Genomic DNA, 18356 nt, shown 5'->3' on the forward strand with positions numbered 1-18356 from the left:
AAATACTACGAAAAACACACTGCTCAACTAAAGGATAGCTTTATACCACTATACTTTGACCCTGATGAAGCTTACCAATTTGATTGGAGTGAAGAAACTGTAGAGTTAGGTGTAAAGATAACTAAAATAAAATTAGCTCATTTTAAATTGTCTTATAGCAGGATGTTTTTTGTGATTGCATACCTAAGAGAAAGTCAAGAAATGCTGTTTGATGCACATGATAAGGCTTTTGAGTTCTTTGGTGGAGTAACTCAAAGAGGTATCTATGATAATATGAAAACAGCAGTAGATAAAGTGTTTGTGAGCAAATCCAACCGTAAGTTCAATCAAAACTTCTTATGTATGTTAAAGCATTATGTTATAGAGCCCACAGCATGTAACCCAGCTTCAGGATGGGAAAAAGGACAAGTAGAAAACCAAGTTGATAATATCAGAGATTGGCTATTCAAGCCAAGGTTGAAATTTGATACATTGGAGGAGCTTAATAGACATTTACAACAAAGAGTATTAGATATATCTAAACAACGCAAACATACAGAAATAAGAGATAAAACTATTTATGATGTGTTTAGACAAGAAAAAAGCTTATTGCGAGACTTTAGTTCCCCCTTTAATGGGTATAAAGAAATTACACGCAAGGTAGATAAGACCTGTTTGGTTAGCTACGATAGTAATAGATATAGTGTCGCTTGTGAATATGCTAATAGATCTGTAGATGTTAGAGCTTATCCAAGCAAAATAAGAATTTTCTGTAATGGTAACAAGATTGCTACACATGATATATGTTTAGATAGAAATAAAAGGATACTTAACCCATATCATTATCTAAACCTTTTGGAAAGAAAGCCAGGAGCGTTGAGAAATGGAGAACCTTTTAAAGATTGGGTTTTACCTAAAAGTATTTTAAAAGTTAAAGATCTTCTGATGTCTAAGAACGGTGGAGATAGGCAAGCTGTTGAGGTTCTATTATCTTTGAGAGATTATGGCATTGAGGCTGTTGAAATAGCATGTGACTTAGATATTGGTAGTAATGTTATAAATTCTCAGCATATTATAAACTCAATAATACGTTTAAAATGTGAGAAAGGTGCACCTATAGTTGATGTTGATGATAGTCTAAAGCTTAAGAATCCACCAATAGCTAACTGTAATAATTATAATCAATTATTAGGAGGTCTATAAATATGATAGAACTTCAAGAGTATTTAAAAAAGTTACATCTAAGTACAGTTTTAGATGGTCTTAAAGAGATTGATAAGGATGATACTCAATATTATAAGTGGTTAGAGGAGCAACTTGAGAAAGAGGTCAGTTATAGAGCTGTTAAATCAATTAATAATCAAATTAAATTGGCTAAGTTCCCTACAGCTAAATCTTTGGATGAATTTGATTTTGATAAGAGTGTAATCAACAAAGAGCTTGTTATAGGCTTACAAAGCACAGGTTTGGTAGATAGTAAGCGTAACATTATTTTAGTTGGTGGTTACTGGCACTGGTAAGACTCATACAGCTATAGCCATTGCTAGAGAAATAGTCAAATTAGGTAGGAAAGCAAGATTTCACAATATCGTTGATTTGGTTAACCAATTAGAGCAGCAGAAGTTAAACAATAACTCGGGAAAGCTTGCGGAAAAGTTAAAATCAATGGATGTGATTGTTTTAGATGAATTGGGCTATTTACCTTTCTCAAAGTCTGAAGGAGCTTTATTATTCCACCTTCTGAGTAAGTTACATGAAAATGTATCTTTGATTATAACTTCAAATTTATCTTTTGGAGAATGGACACAGATTTTTAGGGATAAGAAGATGACTTCAGCTATGCTAGATCGTTTAACTTTTAACTATGAAATTATTGAAACTGGCAATGATAGTTTTAGACTTAAAAATAGGAAATAAAACAGATGATTTTGACTGACTAAAAATCAGTCATTTTAGGTCCTCTAGGGGGTCAAAAATTCGGTGCCTATCGGGGTCAATTTTCAATGCCTATTGACAAATAACAGTATTACTTCTTTTCAACAATTAATTTCATCTTTAAAAAACCCTAATGTGAAGGTATCTGGAATACTAAACTATTCTTTTTGTAAAAACATATATCGTAAAACAAAGAATACTCCACCAGAGCCTTTTATTGTCCCACTAAACTTTGAGAACTTTTATGGCTTACCTAGTAATAGTAAAGAAAAAGGCTATGTTCTTTTATATAGGAAAAATCTTGTTAATTTAGGTGATGATTTTAATCATCCTCAGACAGTTGGTAATTCACATAAATGGGAGATAGAGTATGTTATGCTAAAATTGTTCCCAAATAAGGATGATTCTATTGGTTTACATATTATTTATTCTATGAGAATGAAAAATGATGGGAAATTAATGAAAATTAATGATACTAAAATCAAAGGATATATTGTTTGCTCTCAAAAATCACTAAAGCTTGTTCACCATCGTTTATAACTGCAACAAAACTTGTTTAGTATCCATAATTATATATATAATTTATATACCATAAATCTATAATGGTATTGAGATGTCAGTACTTTTAGAGCCTATTAAATTAGGCGATTTAGAATTGAAAAATAAGATAGTAATGGCGCCATTAACTAGGTGTCGTGCTGATGAGAATAGAGTCCCTATAGATATGATGGTCACATATTATAGTCAAAGAGCGACTACAGGTATGATTATTTCTGAAGCAACTTCGTATCTCCCATGGGTGTCGGCTATCCTAATACCCCAGGGATATGGTCTGACAATCAAATTAAAGGGTGGAAGAAAGTTGTTAATGCTGTACATAAAAAAGATGGTTTAATACTTTTACAATTATGGCATGTTGGTAGAATATCTGATCCTATATATTTAAATGGTCAAACACCTGTTTCTGCTAGTGCAATTAGACCTACAGGCCATGTGCATTTAGTTAGACCTAAAAAAGCCTTAATGACACCTAGAGAATTAACAACTGAAGAAGTTAAAGAGATTGTCCAAGACTATAAGCAAGCAGCTATAAATGCAAAAAAGGCTGGTTTTGATGGTGTTGAACTTCATGCTGCTAATGGTTATTTATTAGATCAACTTTTACAAGATAGCTCTAATAATCGTAATGATGAATATGGTGGATCAATAGAAAATAGAGCTAAATTAATATTAGAAGTAACTGATGCCGTGTCTGAAATATGGGGAAGTGGTAAAGTTGGCGTACATATTGCACCAAGGTGCGATATGTACGATATGGGTGATTCTAACCCACTAGAAACATTTTCATATTTAATATCAGAATTAAGTAAAAAGAATATTGCTTTTATATTTGCTAGAGCAAAAATAGGTAATGATAACTTAACACATATATTAAAGAATAAATGTCAAACCAATTATATTCTTAATCAAGAATTAGATAAAGAAACTGCAGAACTCTTAATAAATAAAGGTGATGCAGATGCAGCTTCATGGGGACAACTGCTAATATCTAATCCTGATTTGGTATATAGATTTACTAATGATATTAAACTTACTAAACCTCTGCCTGAATTCTATTATCAAGGCACTGAAAATGGTTATATAGACTACCCTTGTGCGGAATAGTACCATCAAGTAGGTGATTTAACTTACTAACAATTATTATCTATACTTTAGTTATAGGAATATTCTTAAATCACAAAGAAAGCTCTAAAGTTAAAATCCGAAGATATGAGTTTTTTTTGAAGTTATCAAATAAATTCAATATTGAGAGTCAGTATTATTATATAGGCTACAATCAGTTATATATAAAAAACTCTAATACATTCTAAAGCAGATGAAAAGAGAGAGTTATCTAAAAAACTAAAACTCAAAGTCATCGATTTTTACATGCTGAATAATGGAAAAAGATTCTAAAAAAACACCCTTATTTTTTATATTAGCTCAATTTTTTACGGCTTGCTGAATACATATTTGTCAACTATTTGACCATTAATTAGATGCTTTTGGATTATTTCTTCTAATACATCTGGAGTGCATGAGTGATACCAGACATTATCAGGATGAACAACAACAATAGGGCCATTTTGGCATACTCTTAAGCAATATGTCTTTGACCTATAAATGAGGCCTTTTTGTGATAAATTTAGTTCTTGAAGTCTTTTTTTTAGATATTCCCATGATTTTAATGAAACATCTCCAGCACAACATTTTTGTCTTTCTTGATCACAACATAAAAAAATGTGTCTTTGAATATTTCTTAAGCCTAAGTTATTAGATTTTGTTTCCAAAGTCATTTGCATTTCGTTATCTCCAAATTTAACTAATGTATTTTTGTTTAAATGCGTTTAAAATTTATTTTATAAATATTAACAAATATGGAGCTGAAATGGAAAATAACGTTTCTAACGAAATTTTGGAGAAGTTGGCTAAGGTACACATTAAAGATATCCAAAGTAAAAGACGCTGGAAACTTTTTATTAGGACTATAGTGATCTTGCTTATATTGATCATAGTAGTGCCAGGTTTATTTGAATCTTCCTCAAAAGAGCTCGCTCCTCATATAGCTTTAATAAAAGTTCAAGGAGTAATAGCTGAAGACTCTGAGGCAAATGCAGATAGGATTATTAAAAGCTTAGATGATGCTTATGCAAGTAAATTAACAAAAGCGGTAATCGTTAAAATAGATAGTCCAGGAGGATCACCAGTACAGTCAGAAGAAATATATTCTCATATGAGATATCTCCAAGAAAAACATCCTAAAATACCAATGTATGCTGTATGTACGGATGTTTGTGCTAGTGGAGGGTATTATATAGCTGTAGGAGCCAAAGAGATTTATGTAAATAAAATGACAATCACAGGATCTATAGGAGTTGTTGGTAGTGGTTTTGGCTTTACGGGTCTTATGGATAAGCTTGGTATTCAAAGAAGGACTTATACTTCAGGCAATAATAAAGATTTCTTAGATCCTTTTTCACCAGAAAGACCTAGTCAAACAAAGCAGTTTAAAAAACTTCTTGATGAGACACATAAAGTTTTTATAAACGCAGTCGAAAAATCTCGAGGAGATAGGTTGAAAAACAAATCTGTAAATACAACTTTTTCAGGTTCTCCTTTTAGTGGTATAGAGGCCAAGAAAATTGGGCTTGTCGATGAGTTTGCATCTGTTGAACAGCTTAAAAGAGAAAAATTAGATGATTTAGAAGTAGTAGATTATACTCAGCCGTTAGATTTTTTAACAGCTATATCAAATAAGTTAGGTAATAGTGTTTATTATAAAGCCTTGTCAGAGAGTAGCTTTAGTTTTAAATAAATGTTGAAACATGTAAAAACCATGACTATAATCGATGTTAAAGGGAAGTTATTCAAATTAACAAAAGATAAGGAAAAATTATGAAAAAGACAGTTTTAGGGGCAGTGATTGCAGGTGGTTTAATGGTTTCTGCCTCGACGGCTATGGCTGGCGGTGTATGTTTTGCAAATGTTCAGGACGTTTTTGAGACCTCTCCTCTTGGTAAAGCAAAAGTTACAGCAGATCAGCAAGAGCTAAAACCTCAGATGGATAAGCTTAAGAAAACTATTACTACTTTACAGCAAAAAGTGAATTCTTACACTGAAGAGAAAGATGATGTTACTTCTGATGATGCTAAAGGTGATAAGTCTCAAGCTCAATCTGCAGACAAAACAGAAGATCAAGATAAGTCTCAAGCTCAATCTGATCTTGAAAAATCTATGCAACAGTACCAAAGCTTAATGAATGAAGTTCAAAAAATGGCTTCTAAAGATGCAGATGCATTCAAAGATGCATTGACAAAAGCTTCAGGAGATGTTGCTAAAGAAAAAGGTTGTGATGCTGTTTTACCTGCTGAAATGAGCTTATATAATGTAAATGGTATTGATGTTACTAAGCAAGTTATTGCTAAAATGCAATAATCTATAATATTTTTTTATCTTTCTTAAAATCCTTTTTTTTATTAAAATTAAAAGCTTCTTTTTTTTAGATCTAAAGCTATGTATAATCTTAATTTATATTTAGAAATAATTATTAAAAGACAATTAACGTATGGAAAATTTAGGCTATTTTGTTTCACAAAACTTAGTATTTTGTTTATCTTTTATCTTATTGTTAGCTATATATATAGTTTTTGAGCTAACTCAAACTAAGAAATCTCAATATACATTGTCTGTTGCAGATGCAGTAATGACTGTAAATAAAGGTAAAGGTATGTATTTAGATCTAAGAGATCAAGAATCTTTTGCTAAGGCCCATATTATAGGTGCACAAAACATTCAGCTAGATGAAATTTCACAAAAGTATAAAAAAATGACTAAATATAAGTCAAAGCCAGTTGTTATTTATGGTGATAATGCTACAAAAGTAATGCAGGAGCTACGTAAAGAAGGTTTTGAGCAAGTATTTGTACTTAAAGGTGGCTTAAGTGCGTGGATGCAAGCTAGCTACCCAGTTAAATCATTAGAGAAGTAAAAATTATTAAGGATCATTTAAAATGGATCAACAACCACAATTTCAAATTCAAAAAGTTTATGTAAAAGATCTTTCTTTTTCTGTACCTAATTCTGATAAAATATGGGCTACAGCATGGAAGCCTGAGTTGCATACTGACTTAAAAATAGATGCTGCAAATCTTTCAGAAGAAAATACTTATGAAAGTGTTTTAACACTTGAAATAAAAGTTGAAAATGATGGGATTATTGCTTTTGAGATAGAAGTTAAGCAGGCTGGTATTTTTACAGTATCAAATATGCAAGAAGAACAGGTTGAACATGCCAAAAAAGCGTTTTGTCCAAATATTCTTTATCACTATGCGCGCGAAGCAGTTTCAGATTTAGTGCTAAGTGGGGGATTCCCTCAGTTATGTTTATCTGCTGCAAATTTTGATGCTATGTATCAAGATTCTTTGAAAGGGTCAACAGATGGCAATCAGCATTAATTATAAATTAAGGATATGGTAGTTATGAGTAAAGAAAAAGCTCTAGAGTCAGCTCTTGTCCAGATTGAAAAACAGTTTGGTAAAGGTTCTGTCATGAAGCTGGGAGATCAGCAAGCGATTCATGATATAGAAGTCGTACCATCAGGGGTTATAGCTCTTGATACGGCATTAGGTATTGGGGGGTACCCCAAAGGTCGTGTAATAGAAATATATGGTCATGAGTCTTCAGGGAAGACAACGCTTACTTTATTAGCCATTGCACAGTGTCAAAAACAAGGCGGTATAGCAGCATTTATTGATGCAGAACATGCGCTTGATCCTAAATATGCCAAGCTTCTAGGTGTTGATGTTGATAGCTTGATCGTTTCTCAACCAGATACGGGTGAGCAGGCTTTAGAAATAACAGATATGCTTGTACGTTCTGGTGGAGTTGATATAGTTGTTATTGATTCGGTAGCAGCCTTGACGCCAAAAGCTGAAATCGAAGGTGATATGGGAGACTCTCATATGGGTCTACAGGCAAGGTTAATGTCACAAGCTTTGAGAAAATTAACGGCTAACATTAAGCGCTCAAATACATTAGTTATGTTTATTAACCAAATCCGTATGAAGATAGGTGTGATGTTTGGTAATCCTGAAACTACTACAGGAGGTAATGCCCTTAAATTCTACTCATCTGTGCGTTTGGAAGTTAGAAAAGGTAGTGCTATTAAGGATGGTACGGATATTAATGGTAATGAGATCAGAGTTAAAATTGTAAAAAACAAAGTTGCTCCTCCATTTAAGCAAGCGGAATTTGAGCTTATTTATGGTGAAGGAATCTCGTTAGAAGCTGAATTGGTTGATCTAGGGGCAAAACATAATATCATAGAAAAATCAGGTGCATGGTATAGTTATAAAGGTAAAAAAATTGGCCAGGGCAAAGAAAAGGCTAAAGATTATTTAAAAGAGAATGTTGAAGAGCGTGATGAAATAGAAAAAGCGATACTTGAGCTTTTATTACCTCATAAATATGCACAACAAGATTCTGAATTAGCTACTCAAGATGAGCTTATCTAAAGAAAAAAACTATCTTCTTTATCTTCTTGCAAAGCAAGATTATTCACGTAAACAACTTTTTGACAAACTCCATAACCGAGATAATATTTCATCACAACAAATAGAGTCATTATTGGATGAGTTTGAGAAAAATAAATGGCTATCTGACCAGCGCTTTGCCAGTGTTTTTATAACAAGTGAGTTGTTAAAGCTTAGAGGTAAAAAGAGGATTATAAACACGGCTGTTTATCAGAAAGGCTTGTCTCAAGAGTTAATTATAAATACTTTAGAAGAACAAAGTATTGACTGGTTTGAGCTATGTCAGAGACGTTTACAAAAAAAATATAAAGATGTAAAATTTTTGCAGTCTGATTTTAAATTAAAGCAAAAGGCTATGAGTTATTTAACATATAACGGTTTTAGCTTTGATGAGATAGATTTTGCAATTAATGAATCATAGAAATTGTTGAATAAATATTTTGAAAAAATAAAAAAAATATTTTAAACAACTTATAAGGTAAGCTTTTTTACTGTAAGCTGTTTAGTAATATTTTATGTAAATAATATAGGAGATTAAAATGGCCAAAGGGACAGTTAATAAAGTTATTTTACTAGGACGATTAGGTAATGATCCAGAAGTTAGAACTACACAGAATGGAACTGTTGTAGCTACTTTGAGTATTGCAACTAATGATGGTATGGGAGAAAATATAACTACAGAGTGGCATCGTGTAGTTGTGTTTGGTAAAACTGCTGAAATTATCCAAAGATATTCTAGCAAAGGCTCACAACTTTTTATTGAAGGTAGATTGCGTACTAATAAGTGGCAAGATAAAAATGGTAATATGCAATATACAACAGAGATTGTCGCTAATAATTTCCAATTTATTGGAGGTGGTAATTCGCAGGGAAATTCTAACCCTAATTACCAAAATAGCTCAGACTCTAGTCAGCAGCCAACTAGTAATTTTAATCAAAATCAGCAACAACCAAAAAAACAAAATGAGATGCCTGATTTTGCAGAAATTAACTCATCTAATTTTGATGATGATATACCATTCTAAGATACTTTGATAAGAAATTAAATTAAATTATTTTTGATTGATTTTTATAATATTTAACTGTGTTCTTTTATAATCTTAACAGTTAGCCTTTTTTTTAAAAAAAGAGTATAATACTACCAAATAGTATTTTTCTGTTTTTCAAAAAATGTCATATATACTGATTTTAAACTGTGGAAGTTCTTCGGTTAAATTTGCACTTATTAACCCACAAACAGCAGAGTCTCCTTTAACAGGACTTGCTGAAAATATTGGTAGTGAAAATTGTAAAGTTAGCTTTAAATTTAAAACAAAGCAAAAGATTCAAAAAAATATTGAAAATGGTCTATATTCAGATGTTTTTAATGAGCTTAAACACTTTTTAATAAAAAATGGCTATTTAAATAAAATTTACGCAGTTGGCCATAGAGTGGTACATGGAGGACAGTTTTTCTCAAAATCTGTGTTAATAGATGAAAGTTCTTTACAAAAGATCAAAGATTGCATACCTTTAGCCCCTTTACATAATCCTGCTAATATTGAAGGAATTACTTTTTGCCAACAGATATTTCCAAATTTATCTCAGGTAGCGGTTTTTGATACGGCTTTTCATCAGACAATTCCTAACTATGTTGCTGAATATGCGATACCAAGAGAGCTTACTGAGAAACATAATATCAGAAAATATGGAGCTCACGGGACATCTCATAAATATGTATCTCAACAAGCTATAAAGATATTAGATAAGCAAAAGGCTAATCTGATAGTTGCTCATCTTGGTAACGGCTGTAGTATAACGGCTATTGCTGATGGAAAAAGTATTGATACTAGTATGGGATTGACTCCTTTAGATGGTTTAGTAATGGGGACACGTTCTGGTGCTATAGATCCAAGTATTTTTGCATATATATCAGATAATCTTGGTTGGGATGTCACAAAAATTACAAATACATTAAATAAGAAAAGTGGCCTTTTAGGTATTTGTGGTTATAATGATATGCGTAAAGTTTTTGAGCTTGCTACAAATGGAGATGACTTAGCAAAATTAGCTATAGAAATCTTTTGTCATAGGGTTGCTAAATTTGTCTCTAGCTATATGATTTATTTCAAAAATTTCGATGCTCTTGTATTTACGGGAGGTATTGGTGAAAATGCAACTAATATTCGTGAGAATATTGTTTCAAAACTAAATAATATTAGCTTTGAAATTGATACCGAGAGAAATAATAAATCTAATCTATTCATAAACTCATCAAACAGTCATAAAATAATGGTTATAGCAACTAATGAAGAGTTGATGATAGCTCAAGATACACAGTACCTAATATAAGAGAATACTATGAAAAAATCTATATTTATATTACCTACATCAAAGCATATTGGACTACGAGTTTTAGCTGGTAGCTTGAGATATTCATTACAACAAAAAGGTCTTAAGGTTGGCTCTTTTCATCCTATTTACGATATGGGAATGTCAATAGAAAAAATAGAATCATATTTGTTAAATGATCGCATTAAAGATTACGTTGAGATAATTTTGAATGAGTTCTATAAAAAATGCCAAGACTCAGATTTTATAATAGTTTCAGGGCTATTTAGGCAAGGGAGTAATTCTCACAAGCTATATCCGATTAACTCAATTGTCAATGAGCTAAATACTGAAATTATAAAAGCTCTTAGCGCGGAAGTAATAATTGCATCATACCATGGTAATAAGCCTTTGAGTGATATTAATCAGGAGGTTGAGTATACGATTCGAAACTTACCTAAAAAGCTAAATATCTTAGGGGCTATAGTTACAAAGTTAAATGCTCCTTATGATGAAGGGAGGGCAGGTTTTAGTTTGACAGAAGAAGAATCAGAAACTAATAAACCCATCAATATAGAAATGCTTAAACAACTCCCAATATTTAAGGAGAAAGATTTAAGTCTGCTGGGTGCTATAGCGTGGGATAAGGAGCGAACATACCCGCGCGTGCTAGATATCAAGAATGCTTTAGATTTGAATATTGTTTCTAATGTTGGTTTAGATGCTCGTGTTGAGAAAGTGATGATGTGCTCAAGAAGATTAGACAATCTTCTTGATGATTTAACACCAAACTCTTTAGTTATAACATCATCAGATAGAGCAGATATTCTAGTAACAGTGTGTTTGGCTGCGAGAAACGGTATGAAAATTGCAGGAATTCTTTTAACAGCAGAAGAGTTTCTTAATGAGAAAGTTAAGGAATTTTGTACTGAAACAGCAAAGATGACAGGTTTAGCAATTTTTTCCACTAGAAATAGGAGTGTAAACGCAATTTTAAAAATTGCAGATATCGACCTCATGGGTATTCCAATTGATGACCATGAGCGTATACAAAAAACCATAGAGGCAATTTCTAGCTCACTAGATAGGGATCAAATAATAAAAGGTATTACAGCTGATATATCTAAACAACAGGTTATGTCACCACCTGCTTTTAGATATCATTTACTGAAAATGGCAAGAAAGGCTAAAAAACGTATTATTCTACCAGAGAGCTATGAGCCAAGAACATTACAAGCAGCAAAAAACTGTCATGAACAAGGTTTAGCTGAGTGTGTATTAATTGGAGATAGAGAAAAAATTAATAAGGTAGCAGAGCTAAATGGGTTTATATTACCTAGTGATATTGAAGTTGTAACTATTAACGCTGCTGCTGAAGCAAAATATTTGGATACTTTAGTTAAATTACGTAAGCATAAGGGCTTATCTGAGAGTATGGCGAAAGATGCTCTTAAGAATCCAATAATTGTTGCGACTCTTATGCTATATCTTGGAGAGGTTGATGGATTGGTATCAGGAGCTGAGCATACTACAGCAGATGTTTTAAGACCAGCATTACAGCTTATCAAAACTAAGCCAAATATTTCTCTAGTATCTTCGGTATTTTTTATGTGTATGCCTGATGAGGTCATAGTTTTTGGAGATTGTGCAGTAAATCAAGATCCGACATCTGAACAGTTAGTTGACATAGCAATCCAAAGTGCAGAGTCAGCAAAGAAATTTAATATTGAGCCACGTGTTGCAATGATTAGTTATAGTACAGGAAATTCAGGCTCGGGAGCACAGGTTGAAAAAGTTAGATCAGCTACAGAAATGCTCAAACAAAAGGCACCAGAACTATTGGTAGATGGTCCGTTACAGTATGATGCTGCTATGATAGAGAGCGTTGCTAATAAAAAAGCCCCAAATAGTCCAGTTGCTGGTAAAGCAACTATCTTGATATTCCCAGATTTAAATACGGGTAATACTGTTTATAAGGCTGTACAAAGAAGCGCTAATGTCTTGAGTATTGGTCCAGTTTTACAAGGTATTAATAAGCCTGTTAATGATCTGTCAAGGGGTGCTACAGTTGATGATATAACTTATACAATTGCAATTACAGCTATTCAATCTATATAATTTTCTTTACAGAAGCTTATAAAAAAAAGTTATTATGAAAAAAGTATTTTTAGTTTTATTAGTTATTAGTTTGTCTGGGTGCGTAGCGGTTAGCTTCAATCAGCCTAGTCCGAGAAATAAATATAGTGCAGTTAGATATTAACTTTATACTCAGATAATAGCGGAGGTAGCTATGAATAAAATACTAAATAAAATTTTGGAAAAATACTCATATACTGGGAAAAATAATTTTGAGATAATTAATCCGGCAACGGGTGAATTTATATGCCAGCTTGAAGAAAAAAGTGCACTATATGTCAAAGATAGTATCTTAGTCTCGAAACATACTCAAAATATTTTTAAAGATAAACCTGCTATTGATAGATCAAGGTTTTTGTCTAAGTGGTATGATCTAGTTGTTGAAAATATTGATTATTTGGCAGAGATAATTACTTTAGAAAGTGGTAAACCTTTAGCTGAATCAAAAGGTGAAGTTCAGTATGGGGCAAACTTTATTAGATGGTATTCTGAGAAAGCAAACAGAATAGATTCACGTATATTTGATCCTAACATTAAAGCTACCGAAGGCAGAGTTGATTATCAACCTGTAGGTGTCGTAGCAGCTATAACTCCTTGGAACTTTCCTTTTGCTATGATTACACGAAAAGTAGCTCCAGCTATTGCAGCAGGCTGTAGCGTAATACTTAAACCATCTGAATTGACACCCCTAGCAGCATTTGCTGCAAGAGAGCTACTTATAGAAGCAGGTGCTGATGAGAATTTATTACAAGTTGTTTGTGGTGATTCGAAGGTTGTTGGTAAAGAGTTTCAACAGAGTAATATAGTTAGGAAGATAACTTTTACAGGTTCAACAAGGGTAGGTAAACTTCTTATGCAGCAAGCTGCTGATACGGTTAAAAAAGTATCACTTGAGCTTGGGGGGAATGCGCCATTTATAGTATTTGAAGGGGCAAATATAGAAAAAGCTATTGAGGGGATTATAGTTTCTAAGGTTAGAAATGCAGGTCAGGTTTGTATTGCTCCTAATAGAATCTTTGTACAAAACTCTATTAGAAAAGAGTTTGTGGCTAAGCTTAAACAGGTAATTAAGGAGCTTAAGCAAGGTAATGGTTTAAAGCCAGATGTAAAAGTTGGACCGTTGATCAATAAATCAGCTGTAGAAAAGGTTCAATCACATGTTAATGATGCTTTAGCAAGGGGAGCCGAATTAATTTGTGGAGGTAAAGTCAATCCAAAGCTAGGTGGTAATTTTTTTGAACCAACTATTTTAGATAATATGCAAGATAATATGGTAGCTAGCTGTGAAGAAACTTTTGGGCCTGTTATTGCTATTTTTGGTTTTGACTCTGAGGATGAGGTTATACAAAGGTCAAATAATACAAAGTATGGTTTAGCGAGCTATTTTTTCAGTAGTGATATAAATCAAATAAGACGAGTTAGGAATGTCCTTGAATACGGCATGGTAGGTATAAATTCTGGAGCAATTTCGAGTGAAAAAGCCCCATTTGGTGGTATAAAACAATCAGGGCTTGGTAGAGAAGGTTCTGATGATGGAATTTATGAGTTTCTAGAGGCAAAGTATAGTTTGCAAAGTTTTATTTAGTTTTAAAATTAGTGAGAAATTAAATTTAATTATCTTAGCTAGTGGATTGTAAAGAACCCTAACTATAATACCCCATGAAATTTTAACAACAATTTTGATCCTAAAGTAGCTAAACTATAAATGAGCAATTTAGGATAAATGTAAATGAGTAATAAGAGAAAAATATATACCGTTGAATTTAAGACTAAAGTTGTCTTGGAAGTATTGGGGAAAGATCAAACAATCACACAGTTATCAGTAAAATATAATATTACGCCCAAAAACATAAATAATTGAAAAACAGCCTTTTTAGAAAATGCTGAGTTGGCAATGGATCCATCCAAATCAGTATCACAATATAAAAAAGACAATGCAAAGCTTCAAACCAAGATAGATCAGTATTCTAAGAAGGTTGGACAACTAACAATTGAGAAGGAATTTCTTGAGGGAAAGCTCGTAAGCTTGGGATTATCTGATAGAAAAGCGATGATTGATCCTAAGCATAAATTATCTGTTGTAAAACAAAGTTTCTTATTAGAAGTTTCTAGAGCTGGTTTATATTACAAGCCTGTGGTTAACGAACATAAAGAAGAAGTAAAAGCAAAGCTTATACAGATACATGAGGAGATTCCCTGCTACGGCTATATAAAAGCTCATAAGCAATTAATAGAAGATGGGTTTAGCATCTGTGAGAACACAGTACAAAAGTATCGTAAAGAGTTAGGCATCAAAGCTATATTGGCGGTGAAAAAACCAAACTTAAACTTATCTGAACCTAACAAAGAGCATGCTATTTATAGTTACAAACTAAAAGGTTTAAGCATATTGAGACCTAATCAAGTTTGGTCTACAGATATTACATATATTAAGACTGATGCTGGCACAGTTTATATGGCAGCTATTATTGATTGGTACTCTAAGGCTGTACTAAGTTGGGAGATATCCAACACTATGGATAGTAGTTTAGTTATGAAAGTTTTAAATGAAGCTCTGTATAAATATGGAGTACCAGAAATATTTAACACTGATCAAGGTAGCCAGTACACATCTAACATTCATATCCAAACATTATTGGATAAAAAAATTACTATATCTATGGATGGTAAAGGTAGAGCAACTGATAACATTTGCATCGAAAGATTTTGGAGAAGTGCTAAATGTGAGAGATTTTATTTAAATCAATATCCTGGCATTGTTGAACTAAGAAACGATGTGGATGATTATATAGATTTTTATAATAATAGAAGATTTCATGAGTCTATCAATTATAAAAAACCTATGGAATTTTATTACGATAACTTATTGGAAAAACGGGCGGCTTAGATGGGAACTAAATAATTGAAAATATTGTTTAATTTATTGGGGTAGTATAGTACCAATGTTTAGCAAATGGAAGTGGTTTACTATTACACTTTCGACAACATTGTCTTCAGGCCGCTTTTATGGGCAGTAGCTAACCATTATACCACTTACATCAACCACCAGAATCTTTAGTAATAACACCAGATTCTGCTCAAGCAGCATTATTTTCAATGCCTATTGACAGTCTGCAATGCTTACTCACTGGACTTATGCACCATATGCTATTTATGCTGTACCATCTGTCAGTTTTGCTTTGGTTTTCTTCAACTTAAGAAAGCCTTATTCTTTAGCATCAACTATAGAGCCCGCTTTAGGCCATCGTCACCTAGGAGATATTAGTAGCCAGGTTATTGATTTAGCATGTTTGTTTACACTAGTTTTTGGTATGGTATCAACAATGGGGACTAGTGTTTGATCATACCCTCCTATTTGGGACACTTAGGTGTTAAGAAAAGGAGACAAGATGAGATATACAAAAGAGTTTAAAGATGAAGCTGTTAAATTATGTTTACAACCAGATGCAAATAGACGAGAAATAGCAGATAACTTAGGGGTTAAATATAAAACCATTTGCAGTTGGATATCCAAAGCCATGTCAAACCCTCAGAAAGAAATAAAGATAGATTATAAAACGCAGTACCAGCAACTATCTTTTGAAAATACTGATTTGAAGAAAAAACTCAAACAGGCAGAAACAGAGCGTGAAATACTAAAAAAGTCAGCAGCGTACTTTGCAAAGCAAAATCTGTAAGGTACGCCTTTATTAAGGAGCATTATAAAGTTATGCCAGTAACAACACTATGTAAATCTTTGAATGTGAGCACATCTTCATATTACAGATGGATTCATAAACCTATAGGTAAAAGGCAATATAATGATGCTGAACTAGATGATGCTATTTTAATGAACATAAATCTAGATATGGAAGTGTTAGAATATACAAAGAACTTAAAGATATGGGTTGGAAAGTTACTCAACCTAGAGTATCTAAACGTATGAAATTACTTGGTTTACATGCTAAAGCGGCTCGTAAGCATAGGAAAACTACAGATTCTAACCACAACAAACATGTTTATGATAATTTATTAGAACAAAACTTCACTGCTTTATCTGTAAATCATAGGTGGGTTACAGATATAACTTATGTACCTACACAAGAGGGGTGGCTGTATCTTTGTGTGATTATAGATTTATTCTCAAGATCAGTTATTGGTTGGGCAATGGATTCTAGGATGAAAGCGGATTTAGTTTGTAATGCTTTAAATATGGCATTATTTAGAAGAAATTTTCCTAGTGGTGTGATTATACACTCTGATAAAGGGTCACAGTACTGTAGCAAACAATATCAAGACATTATTAAAGAACACTGGCTACTATCAAGTATGAGCTCTAAAGGATGCTGTTACGATAATGCTGCTTGTGAAAGTTTCTTTGGAACTTTAAAAGTAGAGTTAGTACATGATGAAAGCTATAAAACTAGAGAAGAAGCTAAACTATCAATATTTGAATATATAATGGAAAATGAAGTAGTAAACTGTCCCAAATTGACGGGGTAGATCACCCCAGAGTAGTATCTAGAACTCTAGCTAGTATAAATGTATTAAGAGAGATGCTTGGGGTTAAGAAATAAAAAATTGTTATTAGCCAAATAGTTGCAAAACCAATTCCAATACCATAGTGATGATTAATAATGAAATATGTTAAAAAATGAAAATAAAACATGAATATACCGAAAAGTAATAGGATTCATTAAAAACTAGGTAAGCTAATATTATGCCTATACAAGCACCGATCACTGTACCAAAAAAACGATGTAAAGAAGTTTTTAAAGTTTTTTTAGGGTCTCCTGATGAAACTATAATTATTGAATAGCATATCCAGGCAGGATTTGTAAAGGCTATGATATGTGAGCTACAGTAAACTAAAGATATTAGAATAGTTAGTATTACTGATTGCTTGATAATGTTTTATTTCTATTTGGTATTTGTATTTGTATTTGTATTTTTATTTTAGGTAGAATTAATGTGAAAATACTTGTAGAAATATAACCAATAATTAATCCAGATAGCCAATATTTATTTTTTATAAAAAAATTATTGTAGTTTAGATTTGGGTAAATATAAAAAAAGAACAAAGCGTAAATAATTAGGAATAACCCTACAAGACGCTGACCTTTGAAAAACCTTTGAGAATATATGCAACAAAACACCAAGATTGTACGTAGTAACTCTTTAAAAAAAGGATTGTGTATTGTGCTTATAATCGCAGCTATAAAAATTACAATAAAAGTTACTGTAGTATAGGTTGATAAATATTTGATTTGCTTAAATTTAGAGTCCCCAAATCGATAATATGCTAAAAAAAGACCAAAAATAAAGGCCCAGGTGACAAACATTATATTGCCATTGTAGTAATAAAAAGAGAAAAAGCTTGATAACAAAACAGATAAGGTTATTGTGGTTGCAAAAATATAGTTGTTTTTATCAAGGAATAATACTCTAAACATATATCTCTTTAGCTTAAGGTTTTAATCATCTTAGCGACTTAAGTTTAATTGATGCTATTGCATCTAAGTGTTCAGTAATATCAACACTTATTCCAGATATTTCGATAAGTTGAGTTTGCTTATTATATACTTTTTGACGAGCTATAAAATAAGCTTTTTTTTCACCATTGGCATTTATAAATATATCAACTGGGTTAATAATTTCTCCACGAATAACAGCTAGGTCTTTTTCACGATAAATATTGCCAGTTTCTTTACCAAATATTTCAATGTCATCTTGACCAATGAATTTATCAGGATCCAAACCTGCAAGTTTAGCAGCTTCATAGTTAATGTATAAATATTTACCATTAACATCTTTTATGAAAAAAAGGTGACTCTTGTTGCATTAATATTTTATTTAATAATGATACTTCCATACCGATTTTTTTGTATTTTGTTCGATGGATTGAATAATATCATTTTTCCTACTATGAAGCAATGCTTCATTATT

23 protein-coding genes and 1 pseudogene are annotated in these 18356 nt (G+C 32.2%); 21 read left to right on the top strand and 3 right to left on the bottom strand.

All coding sequences use genetic code 11. The annotated features are described in order from the left end of the window. Window positions 1–42: 42 nt before the first annotated feature. From istA to CDV26_RS00925, 5 genes and pseudogenes are all read left to right on the top strand, one after another. Window positions 43–1182, top strand: a complete 1140-nt coding sequence (gene istA / locus CDV26_RS00905) for an IS21 family transposase (RefSeq protein ID WP_088771690.1) — start codon at window positions 43–45, stop codon at window positions 1180–1182. Between the two features lie 2 nt (window positions 1183–1184). Then, the gene (locus CDV26_RS00910) at window positions 1185–1499 is read left to right on the top strand and encodes an ATP-binding protein (protein WP_088771691.1); all 315 of its coding nucleotides are present in this window, start codon (window positions 1185–1187) and stop codon (window positions 1497–1499) included. Then, window positions 1480–1896 carry an ATP-binding protein gene (locus CDV26_RS00915; RefSeq protein ID WP_157671310.1) on the top strand — a complete coding sequence of 139 codons (417 nt, stop codon included), beginning with the start codon at window positions 1480–1482 and terminating at the stop codon, window positions 1894–1896. The genes CDV26_RS00910 and CDV26_RS00915 overlap by 20 nt, the downstream gene beginning before the upstream one ends. Window positions 1897–1959: 63 nt before the next feature. After that, complete coding sequence (locus CDV26_RS00920) at window positions 1960–2454, top strand: hypothetical protein (RefSeq protein ID WP_088771693.1); 495 nt, start codon at window positions 1960–1962, stop codon at window positions 2452–2454. A 133-nt stretch (window positions 2455–2587) separates the two neighbouring features. Beyond that, window positions 2588–3579 (top strand): annotated as a pseudogene (locus CDV26_RS00925) (alkene reductase). A gap of 326 nt (window positions 3580–3905) precedes the next feature. Here the strand turns inward: CDV26_RS00925 and CDV26_RS00930 are convergent. Beyond that, window positions 3906–4256, bottom strand: coding sequence for a (2Fe-2S) ferredoxin domain-containing protein (locus CDV26_RS00930; RefSeq protein ID WP_088771694.1), 351 nt, complete (start codon window positions 4254–4256; stop codon window positions 3906–3908). Window positions 4257–4342: 86 nt separating this feature from the next. On the opposite strand from CDV26_RS00930, the gene CDV26_RS00935 reads away from it, so the two are divergent. The 16 genes from CDV26_RS00935 to CDV26_RS01005 all read left to right on the top strand — a co-directional run bounded on the left by CDV26_RS00935 (window position 4343) and on the right by CDV26_RS01005 (window position 16913). After that, window positions 4343–5269: a S49 family peptidase gene (locus CDV26_RS00935; RefSeq protein ID WP_088771695.1), complete on the top strand. Its 927-nt coding sequence runs from the start codon at window positions 4343–4345 to the stop codon at window positions 5267–5269. Window positions 5270–5349: 80 nt separating this feature from the next. Then, a complete protein-coding gene (locus CDV26_RS00940) occupies window positions 5350–5889 on the top strand; it encodes an OmpH/Skp family outer membrane protein (protein WP_088771696.1) in 540 nt (179 codons plus the stop codon). A 130-nt stretch (window positions 5890–6019) separates the two neighbouring features. Further along, the gene (locus CDV26_RS00945; RefSeq protein ID WP_088771697.1) at window positions 6020–6442 is read left to right on the top strand and encodes a rhodanese-like domain-containing protein; all 423 of its coding nucleotides are present in this window, start codon (window positions 6020–6022) and stop codon (window positions 6440–6442) included. A 22-nt stretch (window positions 6443–6464) separates the two neighbouring features. After that, a complete protein-coding gene (gene secB, locus CDV26_RS00950) occupies window positions 6465–6908 on the top strand; it encodes a protein-export chaperone SecB (protein WP_088771698.1) in 444 nt (147 codons plus the stop codon). A 24-nt stretch (window positions 6909–6932) separates the two neighbouring features. After that, the gene (gene recA, locus CDV26_RS00955) at window positions 6933–7967 is read left to right on the top strand and encodes a recombinase RecA (RefSeq protein WP_088771699.1); all 1035 of its coding nucleotides are present in this window, start codon (window positions 6933–6935) and stop codon (window positions 7965–7967) included. Continuing rightward, entirely contained in the window at window positions 7954–8406 is a 453-nt protein-coding gene (locus CDV26_RS00960; protein WP_088771700.1) for a regulatory protein RecX, read from the top strand. The genes recA and CDV26_RS00960 overlap by 14 nt, the downstream gene beginning before the upstream one ends. Before the next feature lie 118 nt (window positions 8407–8524). Next, window positions 8525–9010 carry a single-stranded DNA-binding protein gene (locus CDV26_RS00965; RefSeq protein ID WP_088771701.1) on the top strand — a complete coding sequence of 162 codons (486 nt, stop codon included), beginning with the start codon at window positions 8525–8527 and terminating at the stop codon, window positions 9008–9010. 145 nt (window positions 9011–9155) lie between these two features. Then, a complete protein-coding gene (locus tag CDV26_RS00970; protein ID WP_088771702.1) occupies window positions 9156–10316 on the top strand; it encodes an acetate kinase in 1161 nt (386 codons plus the stop codon). Window positions 10317–10325: 9 nt separating this feature from the next. Next, window positions 10326–12413: a phosphate acetyltransferase gene (gene pta, locus CDV26_RS00975; RefSeq protein ID WP_088771703.1), complete on the top strand. Its 2088-nt coding sequence runs from the start codon at window positions 10326–10328 to the stop codon at window positions 12411–12413. A gap of 172 nt (window positions 12414–12585) precedes the next feature. After that, complete coding sequence (locus CDV26_RS00980) at window positions 12586–14016, top strand: NAD-dependent succinate-semialdehyde dehydrogenase (RefSeq protein ID WP_088771704.1); 1431 nt, start codon at window positions 12586–12588, stop codon at window positions 14014–14016. A gap of 144 nt (window positions 14017–14160) precedes the next feature. Next, window positions 14161–14292: a transposase gene (locus tag CDV26_RS13445; RefSeq protein ID WP_169709695.1), complete on the top strand. Its 132-nt coding sequence runs from the start codon at window positions 14161–14163 to the stop codon at window positions 14290–14292. Window positions 14293–14325: 33 nt separating this feature from the next. After that, window positions 14326–15318 carry an IS3 family transposase gene (locus tag CDV26_RS00985; RefSeq protein WP_088771586.1) on the top strand — a complete coding sequence of 331 codons (993 nt, stop codon included), beginning with the start codon at window positions 14326–14328 and terminating at the stop codon, window positions 15316–15318. Window positions 15319–15547: 229 nt separating this feature from the next. Beyond that, complete coding sequence (locus CDV26_RS00990) at window positions 15548–15772, top strand: BCCT family transporter (protein WP_088771705.1); 225 nt, start codon at window positions 15548–15550, stop codon at window positions 15770–15772. A 27-nt stretch (window positions 15773–15799) separates the two neighbouring features. Then, window positions 15800–16108, top strand: a complete 309-nt coding sequence (locus CDV26_RS00995; protein WP_157671249.1) for a transposase — start codon at window positions 15800–15802, stop codon at window positions 16106–16108. Window positions 16109–16140: 32 nt separating this feature from the next. After that, complete coding sequence (locus CDV26_RS01000; RefSeq protein WP_088771706.1) at window positions 16141–16356, top strand: hypothetical protein; 216 nt, start codon at window positions 16141–16143, stop codon at window positions 16354–16356. Then, window positions 16314–16913, top strand: a complete 600-nt coding sequence (locus CDV26_RS01005) for an IS3 family transposase (RefSeq protein WP_088773419.1) — start codon at window positions 16314–16316, stop codon at window positions 16911–16913. The genes CDV26_RS01000 and CDV26_RS01005 overlap by 43 nt, the downstream gene beginning before the upstream one ends. A 144-nt stretch (window positions 16914–17057) precedes the next feature. Here the strand turns inward: CDV26_RS01005 and CDV26_RS13765 are convergent, their stop codons facing one another. Then, window positions 17058–17321: an FUSC family protein gene (locus CDV26_RS13765; RefSeq protein ID WP_212789804.1), complete on the bottom strand. Its 264-nt coding sequence runs from the start codon at window positions 17319–17321 to the stop codon at window positions 17058–17060. A gap of 567 nt (window positions 17322–17888) precedes the next feature. Then, on the bottom strand, window positions 17889–18227 hold the full coding sequence (locus CDV26_RS01015; RefSeq protein WP_338029163.1) for a PAS domain-containing protein: 339 nt from the start codon (window positions 18225–18227) through the stop codon (window positions 17889–17891). Between the last annotated feature and the right edge of the window lie 129 nt (window positions 18228–18356).

This window comes from Francisella halioticida (genome assembly GCF_002211785.1).
Taxonomy (GTDB): Bacteria; Pseudomonadota; Gammaproteobacteria; order Francisellales; family Francisellaceae; genus Francisella; species Francisella halioticida.